The organism is Cellulomonas sp. P2_F12 (genome assembly GCF_056403775.1).
This window is the reverse complement of sequence record NZ_JBFUEV010000001.1, coordinates 142,763-163,982: the sequence shown is the minus strand read 5'-3', so window position 1 is coordinate 163,982 and position 21,220 is coordinate 142,763. Positions and strand designations below refer to the sequence as shown.

Sequence of the window (21,220 nt, the reverse complement as noted above, 5' to 3'; positions counted from 1 at the left end):
CGACCCAGCAGCCCGGCGACCAGGTCGTCGTCCTCGCGGAGGACGACCAGGTCGCCGGGCCAGGCCTCGGTCACGCCGAGACGCGCTGCTTGATGGTCCGCCGCTTCGCGGGCTGCTTGACGGGCTCGAGCACCTCGGCGAGGAACCGGCCGGTGTGGCTCTCCTCGACGCCGGCGACGTACTCCGGGGTGCCCTCGGCGATGACCAGGCCGCCACCGCTGCCTCCCTCGGGGCCCATGTCGATGACCCAGTCCGCGTTCTTGATCACGTCGAGGTTGTGCTCGATGACGATCACGGAGTTGCCCTTGTCGACCAGCGACTGGAGCACCCCGAGCAGCTTGCGGATGTCCTCGAAGTGCAGGCCGGTGGTGGGCTCGTCGAGCACGTAGATCGTGCGGCCCGTCGAGCGGCGCTGGAGCTCGGCCGCGAGCTTGACGCGCTGCGCCTCGCCCCCCGACAGCGTGGGCGCCGGCTGACCCAGCCGCACGTACCCGAGACCGACGTCGACCAGCGTGCGCAGGTGCCGGGAGATCGCGGGCACCGCGGCGAAGAACTCGGCGGCCTCCTCGATCGGCATGTTGAGCACGTCGGCGACGGTCTTGCCCTTGAAGTGCACCTCGAGCGTCTCGCGGTTGTAGCGCGCGCCGTGGCAGACCTCGCAGGGCACGTAGACGTCCGGCAGGAAGTTCATCTCGATCTTCAGCGTGCCGTCGCCCGAGCACGCCTCGCAGCGCCCGCCCTTGACGTTGAACGAGAACCGGCCGGGCGTGTAGCCCCGAACCTTGGCCTCCGTCGTCTCGGCGAACAGCCGCCGGACGTGGTCCCAGACCCCGGTGTACGTGGCGGGGTTGGACCGGGGCGTGCGGCCGATCGGCCCCTGGTCGACGTGCACGACCTTGTCGAGGTGCTCCAGGCCGGTCACGCGCTTGTGCCGGCCGGCGACCTGCCGGGCACCGTTCAGCTCGTTGGCCAGGACCGTGTAGAGGATCGCGTTGACCAGCGTCGACTTGCCGGAGCCGGAGACACCCGTCACCGCGGTGAGCACGCCGAGCGGGAACGACACGTCGATCCCCTGCAGGTTGTGCTCGCGCGCGCCGACGACCGTCAGCTGCCGCTGCTTGTCGGTGGGCCGGCGCTCGTTGGGCATCGGGATGGTCCGGCGCCCGGAGAGGTAGGCGCCCGTGACCGACTCGGCCGAGGACAGCAGGCCCGCCAGGTCGCCCGAGTGGACCACGCGGCCGCCGTGCTCGCCGGCGCCCGGGCCGATGTCGACGATCCAGTCCGCGGTGCGGATGGTGTCCTCGTCGTGCTCGACGACGATGAGCGTGTTGCCGAGGTCCCGCAGGCGGGTCAGCGTGTCGATCAGTCGCCGGTTGTCGCGCTGGTGCAGGCCGATGCTCGGCTCGTCCAGCACGTAGAGCACGCCGACCAGGCCGGAGCCGATCTGCGTGGCCAGCCGGATGCGCTGCGCCTCGCCGCCGGACAGCGTCGCGGCCGGGCGGGTCAGGGAGAGGTAGTCGAGACCGACGTCGAGCAGGAACCCGAGCCGCGCCTGGATCTCCTTGAGCACCTGCGCGGCGATGGCCCGCTCGCGCTCGCCCAGCTCGAGCCCGTCGAGGAACCCGCGTGCCTCGCGGATGGGCAGGTTGCAGACCTCCGCGATCGACTTGCCGCCGACCTTCACGGCCAGGACCTCCGGCTTGAGCCGGGCGCCCTCGCAGACCGGGCACGGGACCTCGCGCATGAAGGCCTCGTACTTCTCCTTGCTCCAGTCCGAGTCCGTCTCGTTGTGCCGACGCTCGAGGAACGTGATCACGCCCTCGAACCCGGTCGAGTACTGCCGCTCGCGACCCCAGCGGTTCTTGTACCGGACCTTCACCTCGTGGTTCTGGCCGTGCAGCACCGCGTCCTTGGCTCGCTGCGGCAGCGCCCGCCACGGCACGGACGTCGAGAAGCCCATGTCCGCGGCCAGCGCGCTCAGCACGCGGGCGAAGTACTCGCTGGAGATCTGCGACCACGGGGCGACCGCGCCGTCGTCGAGCGAGAGGTCCTCGTCCGGGACCACCAGGTCGGGGTCCACCTCGAGGCGGGAGCCGATGCCGGTGCACTCCGGGCAGGCGCCGTAGGGCGCGTTGAAGGAGAACGTCCGCGGCTCGATCTCGTCGAGCGTGAGCACGTGGTCGTTCGGACACGCACGGTGCTCGGAGAACCGCCGCTCGCGGTTCAGGTCGTCGATGTCCGCGTCCACCAGCTCGACGACCAGGAGCCCGCCGGCCAGGCCGAGGGCCGTCTCGACCGAGTCGGTGAGCCGGCGCTGCACGCCCTCGCGGGCGACCAGGCGGTCGATGACGACCTCGATGTCGTGCTTGAGCTTCTTCTCGAGCGCGGGCGGCTCGGTCAGCTGCACGACCTCACCGTCCACCCGGGCGCGGGCGAAGCCCTTGGCCTGGAGCTCCTTGAACAGGTCCGCGTACTCGCCCTTGCGGCCGCGCACGACCGGCGCGAGCACCTGGTACCGCGTGCCCTCCGGCAGCTCCAGCAGGCGGTCGACGATCTGCTGCGGGGTCTGCGCCGTGACGCGCTCGCCGCAGATCGGGCAGTACTGCGTCCCGGCGCGCGCGTACAGCAGGCGCAGGTAGTCGTAGACCTCGGTGATGGTGCCGACCGTCGAGCGCGGGTTGCGGTTGGTCGACTTCTGGTCGATCGACACCGCGGGCGAGAGACCCTCGATGAAGTCGACGTCGGGCTTGTCCATCTGCCCGAGGAACTGGCGCGCGTACGCGGACAGCGACTCGACGTACCTGCGCTGCCCCTCCGCGAAGATGGTGTCGAACGCCAGCGACGACTTCCCCGACCCGGACAGACCGGTGAACACGATGAGCTTGTCGCGCGGGAGATCGAGGTCGACGTTCCGAAGGTTGTGCTCGCGGGCGCCCTGCACCACCAGTCGTTCGTTCACGGCGGGGAGTCTACGTGCCGCCACCGACAATCGCACATCTGTTCGACGTGAGCGAACGCACAGCGGGCCGACGTGCCACTTGCTCGGAGCCGGGCCATGCTCGGCTCGTGGACCGCCCCGACGACGTCGTCGACCCCCCGCTCGTGCCCATCGAGGACTACGCCGTCCTGGGCGACGGGCAGACCGCGGCGCTCGTCTCGCGTCGCGGCTCGATCGACTGGATGTGCCTCCCGCAGTTCGACTCCGCGGCGTCGTTCGCCCGGCTCCTGGGGACGCCCGACAACGGGCGGTGGCTGCTCACGGTCCGTGAGGCCACCTCGGTGACGCGCCAGTACCTCGACGACTCCTTCGTCCTGCAGACGACGTACGTGGCTCCGACCGGCACCGCGGTGGCGCAGGAGACGATGCCGCTGAGCGACGGCAGGTCGGACATCGTGCGCCGGCTCGAGTGCACCAGCGGCACGGTCGAGGTCGACCACGAGTGGGTGGTCAGGTTCGGGTACGGCAAGGTCGAGCCGTGGGTCTATCGCCTGACGGACTCGGCGGGCGTCGACGCCATCCGGGCGATCGCCGGACCCGACTCGCTGTTGCTGAGGGGTGACCGGCTGCCGGTCCCGGACGGCCGACGGCACGCGGACCGGTTCACGCTGCGCGCCGGCGAGTCGGTCGAGCTCGCGCTGACCTGGACGCGGTCCTGGGACCCGGTCCCGCCACGCCTCACCATCGAGGACCGGCTGGACAGCACCCGCATCGAGTGGGGGCTGTGGGCGCGCCGGTGCGCCTACGAGGGGTCCTACCGCGAGGCCGTGGTGCGCTCGCTCCTCGTGCTGCGCCTGCTCACCGACGCCGACTCCGGTGGCATCGTGGCCGCGGTGACGACGTCGCTGCCGGAGGACTTCGGCGGCGCGCGCAACTGGGACTACCGGTTCTGCTGGCTGCGCGACGCCGCGATGACGCTCGAGGCACTGCTCGAGCACGGGTACCGGGACGAGGCGACCGGGTGGCGCGACTGGCTGCTGCGCGCCGTCGCCGGCAACGCCGCGGACCTGCAGATCATGTACCGCGTGGACGGCGGCCGCGACCTTCCCGAGCGGGAGCTCGACCACCTGTCCGGCTACGCCGGGTCGACGCCCGTCCGCGTGGGCAACGCCGCCGTCGGCCAGGTCCAGAACGACGTCCTCGGCGAGGTGATGTGCGCGCTCGAGATGGCCCGGGACGCGGGGCTCGCCGAGACCGACGACTCCTGGTCCCTCCAGCGGCACCTGATCGACCACCTGCTCACCCGCTGGCGGGAACCCGACCGCGGGATCTGGGAGGTCCGCGGCGACCCGCAGCACTTCACGCACTCGAAGGTGATGGCGTGGGCCGCCGTCGACCGCGCCGTCCGAGCCGTCGAGCGGCACGGGCTCGACGGCCCCGTGGACCAGTGGCGCGCCGAGCGGGACGCCATCCACGCCGACGTCCTGGCGCACGCGTGGAACGAGGAGCGCGGGACGTTCGTGCAGTCGTACGGCGCCACCCACACGGATGCCGCCCTGCTGCAGATGGCGCAGGTCGACTTCCTGCCGCCCGACGACCCGCGGATCGTGTCCACCCTGGGCGTGATCCGCGACGAGCTCGAGATCGCCCCCGGGCTGCTGCGGCGCTACCGCACGGAGAAGACGGACGACGGCGTGCCCGGCGACGAGCACGCCTTCCTGGCCTGCTCGTTCTGGCTCGCCGACGCCCTCGCGCGCGGCGGCGACGTGGACGGCTCGACCGAGGTGCTCGACATCCTCGTCGGCCTGGCCAACGACGTCGGGCTGCTGGCCGAGCAGTACGACCCGGTCGGCCACCGGATGGCAGGCAACCTGCCGCAGGCGCTGTCCCACCTGGCCCTCGTCCGCGCCGTGCACAGCCACGACCTCGCGCTCGAGCGGGCCGGCCGATGACCGCCGGCGTCCGCGAGCTCGAGATCCGGCAGGCGTCCGTCGGCCCCATGGACAACAACGCCTACCTGCTGACGTGCGTCGCCGACGGCTCCCAGCTCCTGGTCGATGCCGCGGCCGACCCGGACCGACTGCTGGCGCTCGTCAACGAGGGCACCGGCCGCCTCGACCTCGTGCTCACGACCCACCGGCACCCCGACCACCACCGCGCCCTCGCCTCCGTGGTCGCGGTGACCGGCGCCCGTGCGGCAGCGGGGGCCGACGACGCCGACGCGATCACCGCGGCGACGGACATCGCGATCACGCAGCGCCTGCACGACGGCGACACCGTGCACGTCGGCTCGTGCACCCTCGAGGTCATCACGCTGGTCGGTCACACCCCCGGCTCGGTCGCCCTCGCGTACACGGAGCCCGACGGCCTGGTGCACCTGTTCACCGGCGACTCGCTCTTCCCCGGCGGCGTCGGCGCCACCACGAGCCCCGAGACGTTCACCCGGCTCTACGACGACGTCACGGCCAAGCTGTTCGACCGCTTCGCCGACGACACCCGCGTCCACCCCGGCCACGGCAGCGGCACGACCCTCGGCACCGAGCGCCCCCACCTCGAGGAGTGGCGCGCCCGCGGCTGGTGACCGGTCAGCCGAGCACCAGCGCCACGCCCGCGCACACGAGTCCTGCACCGAACGTCGCCGCGAGGTGGACCACCGCTGACCGGTCGACCCGGTCGAGCGCTTCGTGCCGACCGTCCACGTCGTCCTGGGCGACGGCGAGCTCCCGCGCGGGGTCGGTGGCGAGGTGGATCAGCGCGGCCAGCGCCCCCAGCAGGAGCAGGGCAACGACGAGGCCGCGCGAGCTCGGCGACCCGAGGCCACGGCCGACGACGACCAGGCACAGGCCGGCCAGCACGGCCACGCCCCTGACGCGGTACCCGTGAACCGCGCTCGCAGACCGGTTCAGCTCCGAGCTGAGAGACCCGGGCCGCACGAGTGACATCACGGCCAGCAAGGCCACGGCCCAGCCGACCGTGACCACGATCAGGCTCAGCCAGTCGTCCACACCCGCGACCCTTCCCGATCACCGACGGCCCACGCGCAACCCAGGATCGGGTGAACTTTCGTCACGAGGGACATTCCGGACATCTGCATCGATATCGTCTTGTCGGCGGTGCGCGCCAGGCCGTCTGCCATCGTCGGACCAGGGGGACTACCGATGCGCGCCAACCAGACGTCCGTGCGGCGGTGGCTCACCCGCCTCATCGTCGCTGCCCTGCTCGTCGTCGGGGCGCCGTTCGCCCTCGCCACCGCAGCCGCGGCCGGACCTGACGACTCCGTGATCGCGGGCCGCCTCGTCGCCCCGGACGGGACGCCGGCGAGCGGCTTCAGGATCTGCGCGAACGACTACACCAGCGCTGCGGTGGTCTGTGGCGACAACGCGGCGGACGGCTCGTTCTCGCTGACCGTCCCTGCGGGCGGGCAGTACTGGCTGGTGTTCTCCGCGCTCACCGACTCCTTCCTCGTTCCCGAGACGTGGATGTCGCCGCCCGACGTCCCGCCGGCGTTCGTGAACACCTACCCGGGCAGCACGACGACCATCGGCAACTACGCCCTCCAGCTCGGCGGTTCGATCTCCGGGCGGCTGCTCAACCCGGACGGCACGCCGGCGGCCGGTGAGGCGGTGGACCTGCGCAACCTCCTCGTCGAGAACTGGCAGTGGGACTTCGGCTACTCCGCGACGACCGACGGGGCCGGGAACTTCCGGTTCTGGCACCTCCCGGCGATCGCGGCGTACACCTTCGTGGGCATGGCCACCGCAGACCCGGCCGTCGCCGCGACGGGCTATCTGGTCGAGCCCGGGAACGACACCCCGCTCGGCGACATCACTCTCGGCGGCCCGACGGGCACCGCGTCGGCCACGGTGACCGTGACGGCCGTCGGCGCGCCGCTCATCGGTGTACCGACGACGGTCGACGTGGCTGTCTCAGGCGCGTCCGGGGTCCCGACCGGAACGGTCGCGGTGCGGAACGGTACGTCGAGCGGCACGCCCATTCCGCTCGACGCCACCGGGCACGCCACCCTCACGTACGTCCCGGGGTCGTACGCCCCGACCGTCGTCTACTCGGGCGACGCGACGTACGGCGCCGCGACGTCCGGGCTCGCGACGCCCGGCGGCGCGGCCGGCTCGCCGACGCTCTTCAACCCGGGGAACGACGACGCGTCGACCACGACCGGCGGCCCCTTCGACCTCACCGGCACCAGCCTCGGTGCAGGCACCACGTTCACGCTCGACGGCACCCCGCTCGCCGCCACGGTCGACGCCGCCGGGACGCACGTGTCGTTCTCGCTGCCCCCGCACGTCGGCGGACCCGCCTGGATCATCGCGACCAGCTCGGCCGGCTCGTCGCTCCCCGCCACCGCGAACTACGCCCGGGACGGCGCCAACCCGAGCATCACGACCGCCGACCCCACCAGCAACGCCGGCGGCGTCCTCACCTACACGGTGCACCTCGCCCCGCCGACGGGCCCGACACCGACCGGCACCGTCACGTTCCGCATCGACGGCGGCGCGAGGCACGCGGTCCCGGTCGTCGGCGGCACCGCGAGCTACACGACGGGCCTCGGCGCCGGCGTGCACCACGTGACCGCGTCGTACAGCGGCGACCCGACCTACCTGTCGTCGGCCGTGGCGCTGCAGCAGGGTACGACGGTCGCACCGACCGTCGCCGCGGTCTCGCCCGCCGTCGTCACCCCGCTCGGCGGGGAGGTCCTCACCGTGACGGGCACGGGCTTCACCAGCGGGACCACGGTCTCCATCGGCTCGAGCCTCGGCGAGAACGTCGTCGTCGACTCCCCGACGGTGCTGCACGTGACGATGCCGGCCAACAGCGCGACCGGCGCGGGCAGGGTGGTCGTCCACACCTCGGGCGGTGTCAGCACCGACAACGTGGTCGTGACGTCGCAGCTCATCCCGACGACCGTGACCCTCACACCGTCGGTGCCCGCTCCGTTGCCGGGATCGTCGTTCACCGTCACCGCGACGGTCGGCGCGGCTCACGGCGTGGCGACGGGCGGCCTGCTCACCCTGCTCGTCGACGGCAGCAGCGTCGGTGACTCCCCGCTGGTCGGCGGGGTGGCCACCTTCACGACCTCACTGACCGCGGGCTCGCACACGTTGTCCACGACCTACGCCGCGAACAACACGTTCGCGGGCTCGACGGGATCCCGCACGATCGCGACCGGGACCACCCACCCCTCGCTCACCAGGGTGTCCCCCGCGACCGGCTGCACGGCCGGCCGCAACTATGTGACGCTCACGGGCACCCACCTGACCGGCGCGACCCGGGTCACCTTCGGCTCGCTGTCGAGCGGCGACGTCCGGCAGGTCTCCGACACCTCGCTCCTCGTCCGCGTCCCGCCCCACGGCGCGAGCGTCGTCCGGGTCGCGGTGACCACCCCGGCCGGCACGACGACGGACGTCGTCCGGTACACCTACACGGCACCGGCGGCCGGGTACAGCTGCCCGACACCGCCTCCGCCGCCGTCCGTGCGACCCCAGGTCACCGGGGTGAGCCCGGCGACCGGCTGCACGGCGGGACGCACCTACGTCACGGTGACCGGCCTCGCCCTCACCAGCGCGACCAGGGTCACGTTCGGCAGCGCGGTGTCGACGGCCATCTCGGTCGTGTCCGACACGCGACTCTCGGTCCGCGTCCCGCCGCACGGCGCCAGCACCGTCCAGGTCGCGGTGACGACCCCCGGCGGGACGTCGACCGTGACGGGGAGGTACACGTACGTCGCCCCACCGACGGGGACGTCCTGCCCGTCGGTGCCTCTCTGACCTGACGACGCCTCCGGGTGGTGGGGGGTCAGCCCGCGAGCACGGACTCCCGCACCACGCGGCGCAGCACCTTGCCCACCTGCGACCGGGGCAGCTCGTCGAGCACCACGAGCCGTCGCGGGAGCGCGTACCGGGCGAGGTGCTGCTCGCCCCAGGCGCGGACGGCCGCGAGGTCGATGCCGTGCGCGTCGGGCTCGAGCACGACGGCCGCGACGACGGTCTCGCCGAGGTCGCCGCCGGGCACCCCGACCACGGCGACGTCGACCACGCCGGGCATCGTGCGCAGGTGGTCCTCGACCTGCGACGGGTAGACCTTGAATCCCCCGCTGACGATGACCTCCTTGATGCGGTCCACCAGGACCACCCACCCGGTGTCGTCGACGGTCACGATGTCGCCCGTGCGCAGCCACCCGTCGTCGAGCAGCTGCTCGGCGGTCTCGTCGGGCCGACCCCAGTAGCCCGCGAACACCTGCGGCCCCTGGATCAGCAGCTCCCCGCGCTCCCCCGGCTCGACGTCGCTCGTGACGTCCGTCGGGTCGACCACGCGGATGCTCGTGCTCGGGAACGGCAGACCGAGCGTGCCGGGCCGGCGGGCGTCGGTCAGCGGGTTGCCGAGCGCGACCGGCGATGTCTCCGTCATGCCGTACCCCTCGATGACGAGGCCGCCGGTGACCTCCTCCCACGCCCGGGCCGTCTCCGCCGGCAGCGCCATGGCGCCCGAGATCGCGTACCGGAACGAGGTGAGGTCCGCCCCGGCCTTGCGCGCGGCGGCTGCGAGCCGGTCGAGCATCGGCGGGACAGCGGGCAGGAACGTGCCGGGCACGCGCTCCTGGGCGGCGAGCACCATGGAGGGGTCGAACGACGGGAACGCGACGAGCGTCGCGCCGATCCGCATCGCGTAGCTGAGGCAGAGCGTCAGGCCGAACGCGTGGAAGAACGGGAGGACGCCGAAGACGACGTCCGTGCCGGGCGTGGCTCCGGTCCACGCCTGCCCCTGGACCGCGTTGGCGACGAGGTTGCGGTGGGTGAGCATCGCTCCCTTCGGGGTCCCCGTCGTGCCGCCCGTGTACTGCAGGAGCGCTACGTCGGACGCGCCCGGCGTCGGGTGGGCCGGGTCGAGCGGAACGGCGCGGTTGACGAGCCGGTGCCACATCGGGAAGGCCGGCGGCACCTTTCCGCACATCGCCGCGCGGGCCTTGCGGGCGCTGGGCACCGGCAGCCGGAGGGCCAGGCGCTTGCCGCGCGGGAGGTCGGCGGACAGGTCGACCGCGACGACGGCTTTGAGCGAGGTCCGCGGCAGCGACTCCAGCACGCGTGGCACGGCCCTCTCCCACACCAGCGCGATGACAGCGCCGGAGTCGGCCAGCTGGTGCGCGAGCTCCCCCGTCGAGTAGGTCGGGTTGTGCTCGACGACGACCGCGCCGACGCGCAGCGCCGCGTAGAACGCGATGACGTGGCCGGTGCAGTTCGGCATGACCAGCGCGACCCGGTCGCCGGGCCGCACACCGAGGTCGAGCAGCACCTGCGCGCCGCGCGCGACGGCGTCGGCCAGCTCGCGGTACGACGTGACCGCGCCGAGGAAGTCGACGGCCGTCCGGTCCGGCCACTGCTGCGCGGCACGATCGAGGGCCGCCGTGAGCGGCTCGTCGGGGATCGTCACCTCCCGCGGGGCGCCGGTGGCGGCAGGGGACGGACGGCCTGAACCCACGGTGGTCATCTCCCGATCGTAACCTACGGGTCCGTAAGTTACTTGTGAGTAGGTTGTGGGTCGGCGCCCCGTTCCCAGCGCGTCACGGTCACCCCGTCGGGCTCGACCTCGAGCCCCAGCCGGACGAACGACGACCGCTCCAGGACGCGCTCGCTCGCCCTGTTGTCGACCATCGTCACCGCGTGGACGCGGTCCGCCCCGTGCTGCAACGCCCAGGTCGAGAGGGCACCGACCGCCTCCGTCGCGAGCCCGAGCCCGCGCCCGGCGGGCAGGAACGCGTAGTAGACGTAGGGTCCGTCGACCCGCAGAGCCAGCCCGATGGTCCCGACGGGCGAGCCGTCGCGCTCGACGACGAACCGCCCACCCCGGCCGTCGGCACGGAGCGCGAGGCTGCGCGCCACCCGCTCGCGGGCCTCGTCGACACCGACGTCCGCGGGGTAGTAGGTCCAGCGCGGCACGTCCGGCACCCGGCTCAGGGCGTGGTCGAGCTCCCAGTCGTCGGCACGCAGCGCCCGCACCCGCGCCCCGGGCAGGACCAGCTCGTCCGGCAGCTCCACCTCAGGCCTCCGGCGGACCCAGCACCGAGGTGGCGACCGTCGCGTGCGCCGACTCGTCGTCGGACGGGTGGAACAGCCCCGCGAGGACGTCGCGGTACAGCCGACCGAGCTCGCTGCCGCTGAAGTACGAGCCGCCGCCGGAGACGCGGATCGCGTTGTCGACGACCACCCGCGCCGACTCGGTCGCCCGGACCTTCAGCCCGACCAGCTGCGCGAACCAGCGCGCGCCGTGATCGACCTGCTCGTCGACGTCCCGTGCGAGCGCGAACACCTGCAGCTCGGCGCCGTCCTGCGCCAGGACGGCGTCGGCGATCCGCCACCGGATGTCGGGGTCCTGGGCGTACGCGCGCCCGTCGTACTTCATCGAGGTCCGCCGCCGGGCTGCGGCGACCCCCAGCTCGATCGCCCGCCGCCCGATGCCCGTGTAGACGGCGCCGAGCAGGATCTCGAAGACAGCGAACAGCGCGAAGACGAACGAGTCGGCACTGGGACCCGTCGGCAGCGAGCGGTACACGCGGTCGGGGCGGGCCAGCGCGCCGTCGAGCACGGTCGTCGCCGACTGGGTGGCCCGCATGCCGAGCGTGTCCCAGTCGTCACGGGTCTCGACGCCGCCGTCCTCCCGGGAGACCACGCCGTGCACCAGGCGGGGGTCGTCGGGGTCGGAGTCGTCCAGCCCGAACGTGGCCAGCCGCGTCCACACCGGGGACAGCGACGTGAAGATCTTCGTGCCCGTGTACCGGTACGAGCCGTCCGCCTGGCGTTCCGCCCGGGTCCGCGAGCCGAACATCACCAGGTCGTTGCCGGCCTCGGAGTTGCCGAACGCGAACACCTCCCCCGCCGCGGCGTCCCGCAGGATGAACTCGACGGAGTCGTCGCCGCGACCGACCAGCAGCGCCGCGAGGCCCGTCACCACGAGGTGCATGTTCACCGCCAGCGCGGTCGCCGGCGCCGCCGCCGCGAGCCGGACCTGCTCCCGGGCGACCTCCTCCAGGGACAGCCCGCTCCCGCCCAGCGCCTCCGGCACGAAGGCCTTCAGGTAGCCGGCGGCCGCCAGGTCGGCGAGGTCGTCGTGCGGGAACGTGTTCTCGCGGTCGTGGACCGGGGCCCGTTCGTGGATCCGCTCGAGCAGGTCGTCGGTGAGCAGCGTGCGCAACGTGCGGGCCATGTCAGAACTCTGCCACCGGCCCGGGCCGGATGACGCCACGCGACCGATCAGCCCTGGGCTTCCGCGATCCGCTCGTCGTGGCGGACCTTGAGCAGGCTCGCCACGGCGGTCACGCCGAGGATCAGCACGATGGTGCACAGCGACACCCAGATGGGGATCTCCGGCGCCCACGCGATGGGCTCGCCGCCGTTGATGAACGGAACCTCGTTCTCGTGCAGCGCGTGCAGGATCAGCTTGACGCCGATGAAGCCGAGGAGCACCGCGAGGCCGATGTTCAGGTACACGAGGCGCTTGAGCAGGTCACCCAGAAGGAAGTAGAGCTGGCGCAGCCCCATGAGCGCGAACAGGTTGGCCATGAGCACCAGGTACGGCTCGCTGGTCAGCCCGAAGATCGCGGGGATGGAGTCGAACGCGAACAGCAGGTCCGTGGCACCCAGGGCGACCAGGACGACGAACATCGGCGTCATGAGCCGGCGACCGCCCTCGACGACCGTGAGCTTGACCCCGTGGTACTCCGGGGTCGCCGGGAAGACCCTCTGCACGATCCGGAGCAGCAGCGGCGGGTGGAACACGTCGTCGTCGCCGGCCTCGCCCTCGCGGCCCACCTTCCACGCCGTCCACACGAGGAACGCGCCGAACAGGTAGAACACCCAGCTGAACGCGTCGATGACGGCCGCGCCGGCCCAGATGAAGATCCCGCGGAAGATCAGCGCCAGGATGATGCCGATGAGCAGCGCCGTCTGCTGGTACGCCCGCGGGACGGCGAACTTTCCCATGATCAGCAGGAACACGAACAGGTTGTCCACCGAGAGCGAGTACTCGGTCAACCAGCCGGCGTAGAACTGCCCGGCGAACTCCGCGCCGTAGTAGCCCCAGACCCAGAAGCCGAACAGGACCGCGAGACCGATGTACCCCGCCAGGTAGCGCAGGCACTCCGCGGTCGACGGCACGTGCGGCCGCCGCCCCACGATGGCGACGTCGACGACGAGCAACGCGCCGGCGAGTCCGAGCGAGACGATCCAGACGAGCGAGTCGACGTGCAACGGGTGGTCCTCAGTTCTCGGTCGACGAGGCGCGCTCGTCGTTTCGGGTCTTCAGCAGGCTGGCCACCGTGGCGACCGCGAGGGTGCCGAGGATGAAGGCGAGCGACAGCCAGATGGGGATCTCGGGGGCCCACGCGACGGGCTCGCCGTTGTTGATGAAGGGCAGCTCGTTGACGTGCAGCGCGTGGAGCACGAGCTTCACGCCGATGAAGCCGAGGATGACGGCGAGGCCCTGCGAGAGGTACACCAGCCGCTCGAGCAGGCCGCCGATGAGGAAGTAGAGCTGCCGCAGGCCCAGCAGCGCGAACGCGTTCGCGGTGAACACGATGTACGGCTCGTCGGTCAGTCCGTAGATGGCGGGGATCGAGTCGAGCGCGAACAGGACGTCCGTCGAGCCGATCGCGACCATCACGACGAGCATCGGGGTGAACAGCCGCTTGCCGTCGATCCGCACCGTCAGGCGGTCGCCGTAGTACTCCTCCGTCGTCGGCAGCACCCGCTTGAGCAGCCGCACGGCGATGCCGTCACGCTGCTCGCGGGGATCGGGGTGCTCGGCGTCGTGGTGCTCGCCGGCGAGCTTGGCCGCCGTGTAGATCAGGAAGGCGCCGAAGATGTAGAAGACCCACGAGAACTGGTCGATGGCGGCGGCGCCGGCCAGGATGAACACCGTCCGCAGCACCAGCGCGATGACCACGCCGACCAGCAGCACCTTCTGCTGGTACTCCCGGGGCACCGCGAACTTGGTCATGATGATCAGGAAGACGAACAGGTTGTCCACCGAGAGGCTCTTCTCGGTGATGTACCCGGCGAAGTACTCCGTGCCCGGACCCCAGCCCCAGACCATCCCCAGCACGACGCCGAACAGCAGGGCGAGCGCGATGTAGAAGATCGACCAGCGCACCGACTCCTTGAAGGTCGGGGCGTGCGGCGTGCGCACGTGCGCGTAGAAGTCGAAGATGATCAGGCCGACGATGCCGATCGCCGTCGCTGCCCAGACCCAGCCGGCAACGTCCATGGAAATACCTCCGGTACGAGAGTTGCATCGGTACCGAAGGTCTCCCCCGCCCGCGTGGTGCAGTCGCGGACCGATCCAGCCGGGCCCCGTGCGAACGGGTCCGTGATGACGACGGGATCGTGTCTGGGGTACTCCCCTTCAACGGGGGCAAGCATAGGCCACGCACAGCCTCATGGCAGTCGTGAGTCTCCGCGCCGCCTACTGCAGGCAGAACTCGTTGCCCTCGGGGTCGGCCATGACGATCCAGAACGACCCCGGGCCGTCCTCGTCGACGAACACCTGCAGCTGCGTGGCGCCCAGCTCCACCAGCTCGGCGGCTCGCTGACGGCACAGCGCCGGACGGTCCGCCGGATCGAGGCCCTCCCCGACGTTGACGTCGAGGTGCACCCGGTTCTTCGCCGTCTTGGTCTCGGGCACCCGCTGGAACAGGAGCCGCGGGCCGACACCGTCGGGGTCCACCACGTAGTAGAGAGCGTCCCGCTGTTCGGCGGGGAGGTCGAGGGTGTCGACGTACGCGTCCCAGCTGGCGAAGCCGTCCGGTGGAGGCGGCTCGACGTAACCGAGCACCTCGCCCCAGAACTGGCCGAGCGCCCGCGGCTCCGCCGCGTCGAACGTCACCTGCACCGGAACAGCCATCCCGCTCCCCGCTCCCCCTCAGGCCGTGGCGGCCTGCATCTGCCGCAGCTCCTTCTTCATGCCCGAGATCTCGTCGCGCAGCCGTGCCGCCAGCTCGAACTGGAGCTCCCCCGCGGCCGCGTGCATCTGGTCCGACAGCTGCTGGATCAGGTCCGCCAGCTCGCCCGCGGCGGCGCCGGTCAGACGGGTCCGCTCGTCGCGCGGCGCACCCTTCTTCGAGCCGAAGCCCGGCACGGGCGCCTTGCCGCGGCTGGTCTGCCGGCCGCCGCCCCCGAGCAGCTCCGCCGTGTCCGCGTCCTCGCGCGCCAGGAGGTCGGTGATGTCGCCGATCTTCTTGCGCAGCGGGGTCGGGTCGATGCCGTTCTCGAGGTTGTAGGCGACCTGGCGCTCGCGGCGGCGGCTGGTCTCCTCGATGGCCAGCGCCATGCCGTCGGTGATCCGGTCCGCGTACATGTGCACCTCGCCGGAGACGTTGCGCGCGGCGCGGCCGATGGTCTGGATGAGCGAGCGCCCCGAACGCAGGAAGCCCTCCTTGTCGGCATCGAGGATGGCCACCAGCGACACCTCGGGCAGGTCCAGGCCCTCCCGCAGCAGGTTGATGCCGACCAGCACGTCGTACTCCCCGAGCCGGAGCTCCCGCAGCAGCTCGACCCGGCGCAGGGTGTCCACCTCGGAGTGCAGGTACCGGACCCGGACGCCCTTCTCCAGGAAGTAGTCCGTGAGGTCCTCGGCCATCTTCTTGGTCAGCGTGGTGACCAGGACCCGCTCGTCCTTCTCGACCCGGTCGTGGATCTCGCCCAGGAGGTCGTCGATCTGGCCCGTCGTCGGCTTGACCACGACCTGCGGGTCCACCAGGCCGGTGGGCCGGATGATCTGCTCCACCACGCCGTCGGAGATCGAGAGCTCGTAGTTGCCGGGCGTCGCGGACAGGTAGACCGTCTGACCGATCCGCTCGACGAACTCCTCCCACCGCAGCGGGCGGTTGTCGGTGGCGCTGGGCAGCCGGAAGCCGTGGTCCACCAGCGCGCGCTTGCGCGACATGTCGCCCTCGAACATCGCCCCGATCTGCGGCACCGTCACGTGCGACTCGTCGATGACCAGCAGGAAGTCCTCGGGGAAGTAGTCGATCAGCGTGTTCGGCGCGGTACCCGCGCTGCGCCCGTCGATGTGCCGCGAGTAGTTCTCGATGCCCGAGCACGAGCCGATCTGGCGCATCATCTCGATGTCGTACGTAGTGCGCATGCGCAGCCGCTGGGCCTCGAGCAGCTTGTTCTGCCGCTCCAGCTCCGCCAGCCGCTCCTCCAGCTCGAGCTCGATGCCGTTGATCGCGCGCTCCATGCGCTCCGGGCCGGCGACGTAGTGAGTGGCCGGGAAGATGTGCATCTGCTTCTCGGACCGCACGACGTCGCCCGTGAGCGGGTGCAGGGTCGCGATCGCCTCGATCTCGTCGCCGAAGAACTCGATCCGGATCGCGAGCTCCTCGTACACCGGGATGATCTCGACCGTGTCGCCGCGGACGCGGAACGTCCCGCGCGTGAAGGCCATGTCGTTGCGGGTGTACTGCATGGTGACGAACTTGCGCAGCAGCTGGTCGCGGTCCACCTGGTCGCCCACCGAGAGCGTCACCATGCGGTCGACGTACTCCTGCGGCGTGCCCAGGCCGTAGATGCAGCTGACGGACGCGACGACGATGACGTCCCGCCGGGTGAGCAGCGAGCTGGTGGCTGAGTGGCGCAGGCGCTCGACCTCGTCGTTGATCGACGAGTCCTTCTCGATGTAGGTGTCCGTCTGCGCGATGTACGCCTCGGGCTGGTAGTAGTCGTAGTACGAGACGAAGTACTCGACGGCGTTGTTGGGCAGCAGCTCGCGGAACTCCGTGGCCAGCTGCGCCGCGAGCGTCTTGTTCGGCGCCATGACCAGCGTCGGGCGCTGCACCTGCTCGATCAGCCAGGCGGTGGTCGCGGACTTGCCGGTGCCGGTGGCGCCGAGCAGCACGACGTCCTTCTCGCCGGCGTTGATGCGGGCCGACAGCTCCTTGATCGCCTTCGGCTGGTCACCCGACGGCGTGTACTCGGAGATCACCTCGAACGGCGCGACGGTCCGCTGGAGGTCGGTGACTGGACGCATGCCACAACCGTACGTGCCACCACCGACACGCGGCGGTCCGGCTAGGCCAGGGTGCCCGCCGACACGCGCAGGTCCGTCGTGGTCGACAACGCCGCGCGCAGGACGGCGAGGAGCCCGGAGGCGGAGTCGGTCACCGCGAGGGACGGCTCGCCGTCGGCCACCTGCTCCGGGGTCCGCGGGACGTGCACGAACCCGCTGCGGACGCCGGCCCGCCCGGCCATCAGGTGCTGCAGCGCGTAGAAGGTCGCGTTGCACACGTACAGACCGGCGCTGGTGGAGACCTCGACAGGCACGCCCGCCTCCCGGACCGCGGCCGCGCAGGCCTTCACCGGGAGGGTCGAGAAGAACGCCGCGGGAGCCCCCGCGATGACCGGCACGTCGATGGGCGCCGACCCGTCGACGTCCGGGATCCGCGCGTCGATCACGTTCACGGCGACCCGCTCGACCCGGACGGCCGACGTCCCGCCCGCCTCGCCGACGGACACCACCAGGTCCGGTGCGACCTCCGCGACCGCGGACCGCAGCTGCTGGCGCGCACCCCGGAACGACACGGGCAGCTCGCGCGCCACGAGCTCGTCAGGGCCGGTCCACCGCGAGACCACCTCGGTCGCGGCCAGCCAGGACGCATTGACGCTCTGACCGTCGAAGGGTCCGAACCCCGTGAGCAGGACGCGCATCACGGCGTCTCGGCGGCGAGCTCGTCGGCGCGCTCGACGGCGAGCCGGTCCCACAGTGCGTCCACCTGGGCGCGGAGGTCGTCGTCGCTGCCCGTGCCGTCCAGCACGACGTCGGCGACCGCCAGGCGCTCGTCGTCGCTCGCCTGCGCCGCCACGCGCGCCTCCGCCTCGACGCGGTCCATGCCGCGCAGGCGCACCAGGCGTTCCACGCGGAGCACCGCCGGCGCGTGCACCACCACGAGCACGTGGAAGGCGTCGGCCTGCCCGGTCTCGACCAGCAGGGGGATATCGTGCACCACGACCGCGCCGTGGTCCGTGACGGCCGACGACGCCTCGCGCTCCGCGGAGAGCCGGCGCACGATCGGGTGCACGATCGCGTCGAGCCGGGCCCGGGCCTCCGGATCGGTGAAGACGATCGAGGCGAGCGCCGCGCGGTCCAGGGACCCGTCCGCCGCGACCACCCCCGCGCCGAACTCCTCGGCGACCGCGTCCAGGCCCGCCGAGCCGGGGGCCACGGCTTCGCGTGCCAGCACGTCGGAGTCGATCACCACCGCCCCGAGCTCGCCCAGCCGCCGTGCCGCGACGGACTTGCCGGCCGCGATCCCGCCTGTCAGACCGATGCGTTGCATCCGCCCATCCTGCACCGCTCGCGCTGCGGGCGCCGAGTCCACGGACGCCGAAGGCCGGCCACCGCGAGGGTGACCGGCCTTCGAGCGTCAGGCGTGGATCAGTTGCCCGTGAGCTTCTCGCGCAAAGCGGCGAGCGCCTCGTCGGACGCGAGCGTGCCCGCGGCCTCCTCGGTGGACGACGAGTACGTCGACGGCACCGGGCCGGCGGACGAGCTCGACGAGCTGGAGGACGACGTCGCACCGTCGGCACCGGCCGAGGCAGCCTCGGCGTCGGCCTTCGCGGCGTCGGCGACCTGCTTGCGGTGCGCCTCCCAGCGCTCGTGGGCCTGCGCGTACTGCGCCTCCCACACCTCGCGCTGAGCCTCGAAGCCCTCGAGCCACTCGTTCGTGGCCGGGTCGAAGCCCTCGGGGTACTTGTAGTTGCCGGCGTCGTCGTACTCGGCCGCCATGCCGTACAGCGCGGGGTCGAAGTCCTCGCTGGCCGGGTCGAAGCCCTCGTTCGCCTGCTTGAGCGACAGCGAGATGCGGCGACGCTCGAGGTCGATGTCGATGACCTTGACGAACACGTCGTCGCCGACCTGGACGACCTGCTCCGGGATCTCGACGTGGCGCACGGCCAGCTCCGAGATGTGCACCAGGCCCTCGATGCCGTCCTCGACGCGCACGAACGCACCGAACGGAACCAGCTTGGTGACCTTGCCCGGGACGACCTGGCCGATGGCGTGCGTCCGGGCGAAGGCCTGCCACGGGTCCTCCTGCGTCGCCTTCAGCGACAGGGAGACACGCTCGCGGTCGAAGTCGACGTCGAGAACCTCGACGGTGACCTCCTGGCCGACCTCGACGACCTCGGACGGGTGGTCGATGTGCTTCCAGGACAGCTCGGAGACGTGCACGAGCCCGTCCACGCCACCCAGGTCCACGAACGCACCGAAGTTGACGATCGAGGACACGACACCGGGGCGGACCTGGCCCTTCTGCAGCGTCTGCAGGAAGGTGGAGCGCACCTCGGACTGCGTCTGCTCGAGCCACGCACGACGCGACAGGACCACGTTGTTGCGGTTCTTGTCGAGCTCGATGATCTTGGCCTCGATCTCCTTGCCGACGTACGGCTGGAGGTCGCGGACGCGACGCATCTCCACCAGCGACGCGGGCAGGAAGCCGCGCAGACCGATGTCGAGGATGAGGCCGCCCTTGACGACCTCGATGACGGTGCCGGTGACGACGCCGTCCTCCTCCTTGATCTTCTCGATCGTGCCCCAGGCGCGCTCGTACTGTGCGCGCTTCTTGGACAGGATCAGCCGGCCTTCCTTGTCCTCCTTCTGGAGGACGAGGGCCTCGACTGCGTCGCCGACCTTGACAACCTCACCGGGGTCCACGTCGTGCTTGATGGACAGCTCACGGGAGGGGATGACGCCCTCGGTCTTGTAACCGATGTCGAGAAGGACCTCGTCGCGGTCGACCTTGACGATGGTGCCCTCGACGATGTCGCCATCGTTGAAGTACTTGATGGTGGCGTCGATCGCGGCGAGGAAGTCCTCGGCCGAGCCGATGTCGTTGATCGCGACCTGCGGGGTGGCGGGCTTCGCGGGGGTGGTGATGCTCATGTAGGGATGGGCTCCGATGCGGACAGGGATGTTGTACGGGCTGAACGTTGTGCCGGCGGCACGGTGACATGCGTAGCTGGTGACCACGAGCGAGCTGGCTGGACGCCCCCGGACTCCCGCGAAGAGAGCCACGCACGAGCAGTGCGTTCAGGGACACGCCGACGCAACAAGGCGCGCGGCACCGCCGTCCACCCTATCGGGGTGACTATGGGCAGGTCAAAGCCGATCAGGCCAGGGCGCGCGCCACCGCCAGCAGCTCGTCGGGCACGTACTTGACCTTGCCGGCCACCTCGCTGAGCGGCACCATCACGACGGACTCGCCGCGCAGGGCGGTCATGACGTCCGACTGGCCGGCGCTGGCCGCGTCGATCGCCGCGACGCCGAACCGCGAACCCAGGATGCGGTCGACGTGCGTCGGGATCCCGCCGCGCTGCACGTGACCGAGCACGACGACCCGCGTGTCGAAGCCCGTGCGCTTCTCGATCTCCACCTTGAGCCGCTCACCGATGGCGCCCGCGACGATATCGCCGAACTTGCCCATCGGCGTCTCGTAGTCCATCGACGTGCCCGGCGCGGGGACCGCGCCCTCGGCGACGACGATGATCGAGAAGCTGGCGTGCGCGCGGTGCCGGTGCTTGAGGAACCGCTCGATCTTGTCGATGTCGAACGGCGCCTCGGGGGCCAGCACGATCTCGGCCCCGCCGGCGATGCCCGACGTCGCGGCGATCCAGCCCGCGTGCCGGCCCATGACCTCGACGATCATGACCCGGTTGTGGCTCTCCGCCGTGGTGTGGATGCGGTCGATCGCCTCGGTCGCGATGGAGACCGCGGTGTCGAAGCCGATCGACTGGTCGGTGCCCCACACGTCGTTGTCGATGGTCTTGGGGATGGCGACGATGCGCACGCCCGCCTCGGCGACCTTGCTCGCGGCGTGCAGCGTGCCGTCGCCGCCGATGCAGATCAGGGCCTCGATCCGCTCGGACTCGAGCGTCGAGAGCACCGCGTCCAGGCCTCCGTCGGACGCGTGCGGGTGGTACCGCGCCGTGCCCAGGAGCGTGCCGCCGACCGCGAGCTGGTTGCGGATGTGCTGGCGCGTGAGCGGCACGCTGAACCCGTCGACCACACCGCGCCAGCCGTTCCGGAAGCCGATGATGGTGTGGCCGTACTCGCCCTCGCCACGCTTGACCACGGCGCGGATCGCCGCGTTGAGACCGGGAACGTCTCCGCCGCCCGTGAGCAGTCCGACTCGCACGCTGGCACTCCTTTGTCGCGGGGACACACTGTCCGGAGCGCATCGTCGGGCTGCCGTGCGGACAGCGTATCCAGGTGCACCAGCCC

The 21,220-nt window shown here is 71.4% G+C and carries 16 protein-coding genes; 3 read left to right on the top strand and 13 right to left on the bottom strand.

What is annotated here, in order from left to right:
* Positions 1-70 precede the first annotated feature (70 nt).
* Entirely contained in the window at positions 71-2,959 is a 2,889-nt protein-coding gene (gene uvrA, locus AC1DWH_RS00760; protein WP_477092061.1) for an excinuclease ABC subunit UvrA, read from the bottom strand.
* Positions 2,960-3,066: 107 nt separating this feature from the next.
* Between uvrA and AC1DWH_RS00755 the strand changes: the two genes are divergently transcribed.
* Both AC1DWH_RS00755 and AC1DWH_RS00750 read left to right on the top strand, forming a co-directional pair.
* Positions 3,067-4,890 carry a glycoside hydrolase family 15 protein gene (locus AC1DWH_RS00755; RefSeq protein ID WP_477092060.1) on the top strand — a complete coding sequence of 608 codons (1,824 nt, stop codon included), beginning with the start codon at positions 3,067-3,069 and terminating at the stop codon, positions 4,888-4,890.
* Positions 4,887-5,519, top strand: a complete 633-nt coding sequence (locus AC1DWH_RS00750; protein WP_477092059.1) for an MBL fold metallo-hydrolase — start codon at positions 4,887-4,889, stop codon at positions 5,517-5,519. Before AC1DWH_RS00755 ends, AC1DWH_RS00750 begins: the two co-directional genes overlap by 4 nt.
* Positions 5,520-5,523: 4 nt before the next feature.
* On the opposite strand, the gene AC1DWH_RS00745 is transcribed toward AC1DWH_RS00750, so the two are convergent.
* Entirely contained in the window at positions 5,524-5,943 is a 420-nt protein-coding gene (locus AC1DWH_RS00745; protein WP_477092058.1) for a hypothetical protein, read from the bottom strand.
* 153 nt (positions 5,944-6,096) lie between these two features.
* Between AC1DWH_RS00745 and AC1DWH_RS00740 the strand changes: the two genes are divergently transcribed.
* Positions 6,097-8,721 (top strand): IPT/TIG domain-containing protein, encoded by a 2,625-nt coding sequence (locus AC1DWH_RS00740; RefSeq protein ID WP_477092057.1) that lies wholly within the window; start codon positions 6,097-6,099, stop codon positions 8,719-8,721.
* 28 nt (positions 8,722-8,749) lie between these two features.
* On the opposite strand, the gene AC1DWH_RS00735 is transcribed toward AC1DWH_RS00740, so the two are convergent.
* The 11 genes from AC1DWH_RS00735 to AC1DWH_RS00685 all read right to left on the bottom strand — a co-directional run bounded on the left by AC1DWH_RS00735 (position 8,750) and on the right by AC1DWH_RS00685 (position 21,134).
* A complete protein-coding gene (locus AC1DWH_RS00735; RefSeq protein ID WP_477092056.1) occupies positions 8,750-10,438 on the bottom strand; it encodes an AMP-binding protein in 1,689 nt (562 codons plus the stop codon).
* A gap of 29 nt (positions 10,439-10,467) precedes the next feature.
* Positions 10,468-10,986 (bottom strand): GNAT family N-acetyltransferase, encoded by a 519-nt coding sequence (locus AC1DWH_RS00730; protein ID WP_477092055.1) that lies wholly within the window; start codon positions 10,984-10,986, stop codon positions 10,468-10,470.
* A 1-nt stretch (position 10,987) separates the two neighbouring features.
* Entirely contained in the window at positions 10,988-12,151 is a 1,164-nt protein-coding gene (locus AC1DWH_RS00725) for an acyl-CoA dehydrogenase family protein (RefSeq protein ID WP_477092054.1), read from the bottom strand.
* Between the two features lie 47 nt (positions 12,152-12,198).
* A complete protein-coding gene (locus AC1DWH_RS00720) occupies positions 12,199-13,194 on the bottom strand; it encodes a TerC/Alx family metal homeostasis membrane protein (RefSeq protein ID WP_456847316.1) in 996 nt (331 codons plus the stop codon).
* Between the two features lie 10 nt (positions 13,195-13,204).
* Entirely contained in the window at positions 13,205-14,209 is a 1,005-nt protein-coding gene (locus tag AC1DWH_RS00715) for a TerC family protein (RefSeq protein WP_477092053.1), read from the bottom strand.
* Positions 14,210-14,407: 198 nt separating this feature from the next.
* Complete coding sequence (locus tag AC1DWH_RS00710) at positions 14,408-14,845, bottom strand: VOC family protein (RefSeq protein WP_477092052.1); 438 nt, start codon at positions 14,843-14,845, stop codon at positions 14,408-14,410.
* Between the two features lie 18 nt (positions 14,846-14,863).
* On the bottom strand, positions 14,864-16,972 hold the full coding sequence (gene uvrB / locus AC1DWH_RS00705) for an excinuclease ABC subunit UvrB (RefSeq protein WP_477092051.1): 2,109 nt from the start codon (positions 16,970-16,972) through the stop codon (positions 14,864-14,866).
* A 41-nt stretch (positions 16,973-17,013) separates the two neighbouring features.
* Entirely contained in the window at positions 17,014-17,649 is a 636-nt protein-coding gene (gene pcp, locus AC1DWH_RS00700) for a pyroglutamyl-peptidase I (protein WP_477092714.1), read from the bottom strand.
* Entirely contained in the window at positions 17,649-18,278 is a 630-nt protein-coding gene (gene coaE / locus AC1DWH_RS00695) for a dephospho-CoA kinase (protein WP_477092050.1), read from the bottom strand. Before coaE ends, pcp begins: the two co-directional genes overlap by 1 nt.
* 98 nt (positions 18,279-18,376) lie before the next feature.
* Positions 18,377-19,882, bottom strand: coding sequence for a 30S ribosomal protein S1 (gene rpsA / locus AC1DWH_RS00690; RefSeq protein WP_456847097.1), 1,506 nt, complete (start codon positions 19,880-19,882; stop codon positions 18,377-18,379).
* 226 nt (positions 19,883-20,108) lie between these two features.
* Entirely contained in the window at positions 20,109-21,134 is a 1,026-nt protein-coding gene (locus AC1DWH_RS00685) for a 6-phosphofructokinase (RefSeq protein WP_477092049.1), read from the bottom strand.
* Between the last annotated feature and the right edge of the window lie 86 nt (positions 21,135-21,220).

What these genes read in the sequence shown, in the direction of transcription:
- AC1DWH_RS00750 (WP_477092059.1), top strand. Translation starts at nt 4,887, where the DNA reads ATGACCGCCGGCGTCCGCGAGCTCGAGATCCGGCAGGCGTCCGTCGGC.
- AC1DWH_RS00740 (WP_477092057.1), top strand. Translation starts at nt 6,097, where the DNA reads ATGCGCGCCAACCAGACGTCCGTGCGGCGGTGGCTCACCCGCCTCATC.
- AC1DWH_RS00735 (WP_477092056.1), bottom strand. Translation starts at nt 10,438, where the DNA reads ATGACCACCGTGGGTTCAGGCCGTCCGTCCCCTGCCGCCACCGGCGCC.
- AC1DWH_RS00725 (WP_477092054.1), bottom strand. Translation starts at nt 12,151, where the DNA reads ATGGCCCGCACGTTGCGCACGCTGCTCACCGACGACCTGCTCGAGCGG.
- AC1DWH_RS00715 (WP_477092053.1), bottom strand. Translation starts at nt 14,209, where the DNA reads ATGGACGTTGCCGGCTGGGTCTGGGCAGCGACGGCGATCGGCATCGTC.
- AC1DWH_RS00710 (WP_477092052.1), bottom strand. Translation starts at nt 14,845, where the DNA reads ATGGCTGTTCCGGTGCAGGTGACGTTCGACGCGGCGGAGCCGCGGGCG.
- uvrB (WP_477092051.1), bottom strand. Translation starts at nt 16,972, where the DNA reads ATGCGTCCAGTCACCGACCTCCAGCGGACCGTCGCGCCGTTCGAGGTG.
- pcp (WP_477092714.1), bottom strand. Translation starts at nt 17,649, where the DNA reads ATGCGCGTCCTGCTCACGGGGTTCGGACCCTTCGACGGTCAGAGCGTC.
- coaE (WP_477092050.1), bottom strand. Translation starts at nt 18,278, where the DNA reads ATGCAACGCATCGGTCTGACAGGCGGGATCGCGGCCGGCAAGTCCGTC.
- rpsA (WP_456847097.1), bottom strand. Translation starts at nt 19,882, where the DNA reads ATGAGCATCACCACCCCCGCGAAGCCCGCCACCCCGCAGGTCGCGATC.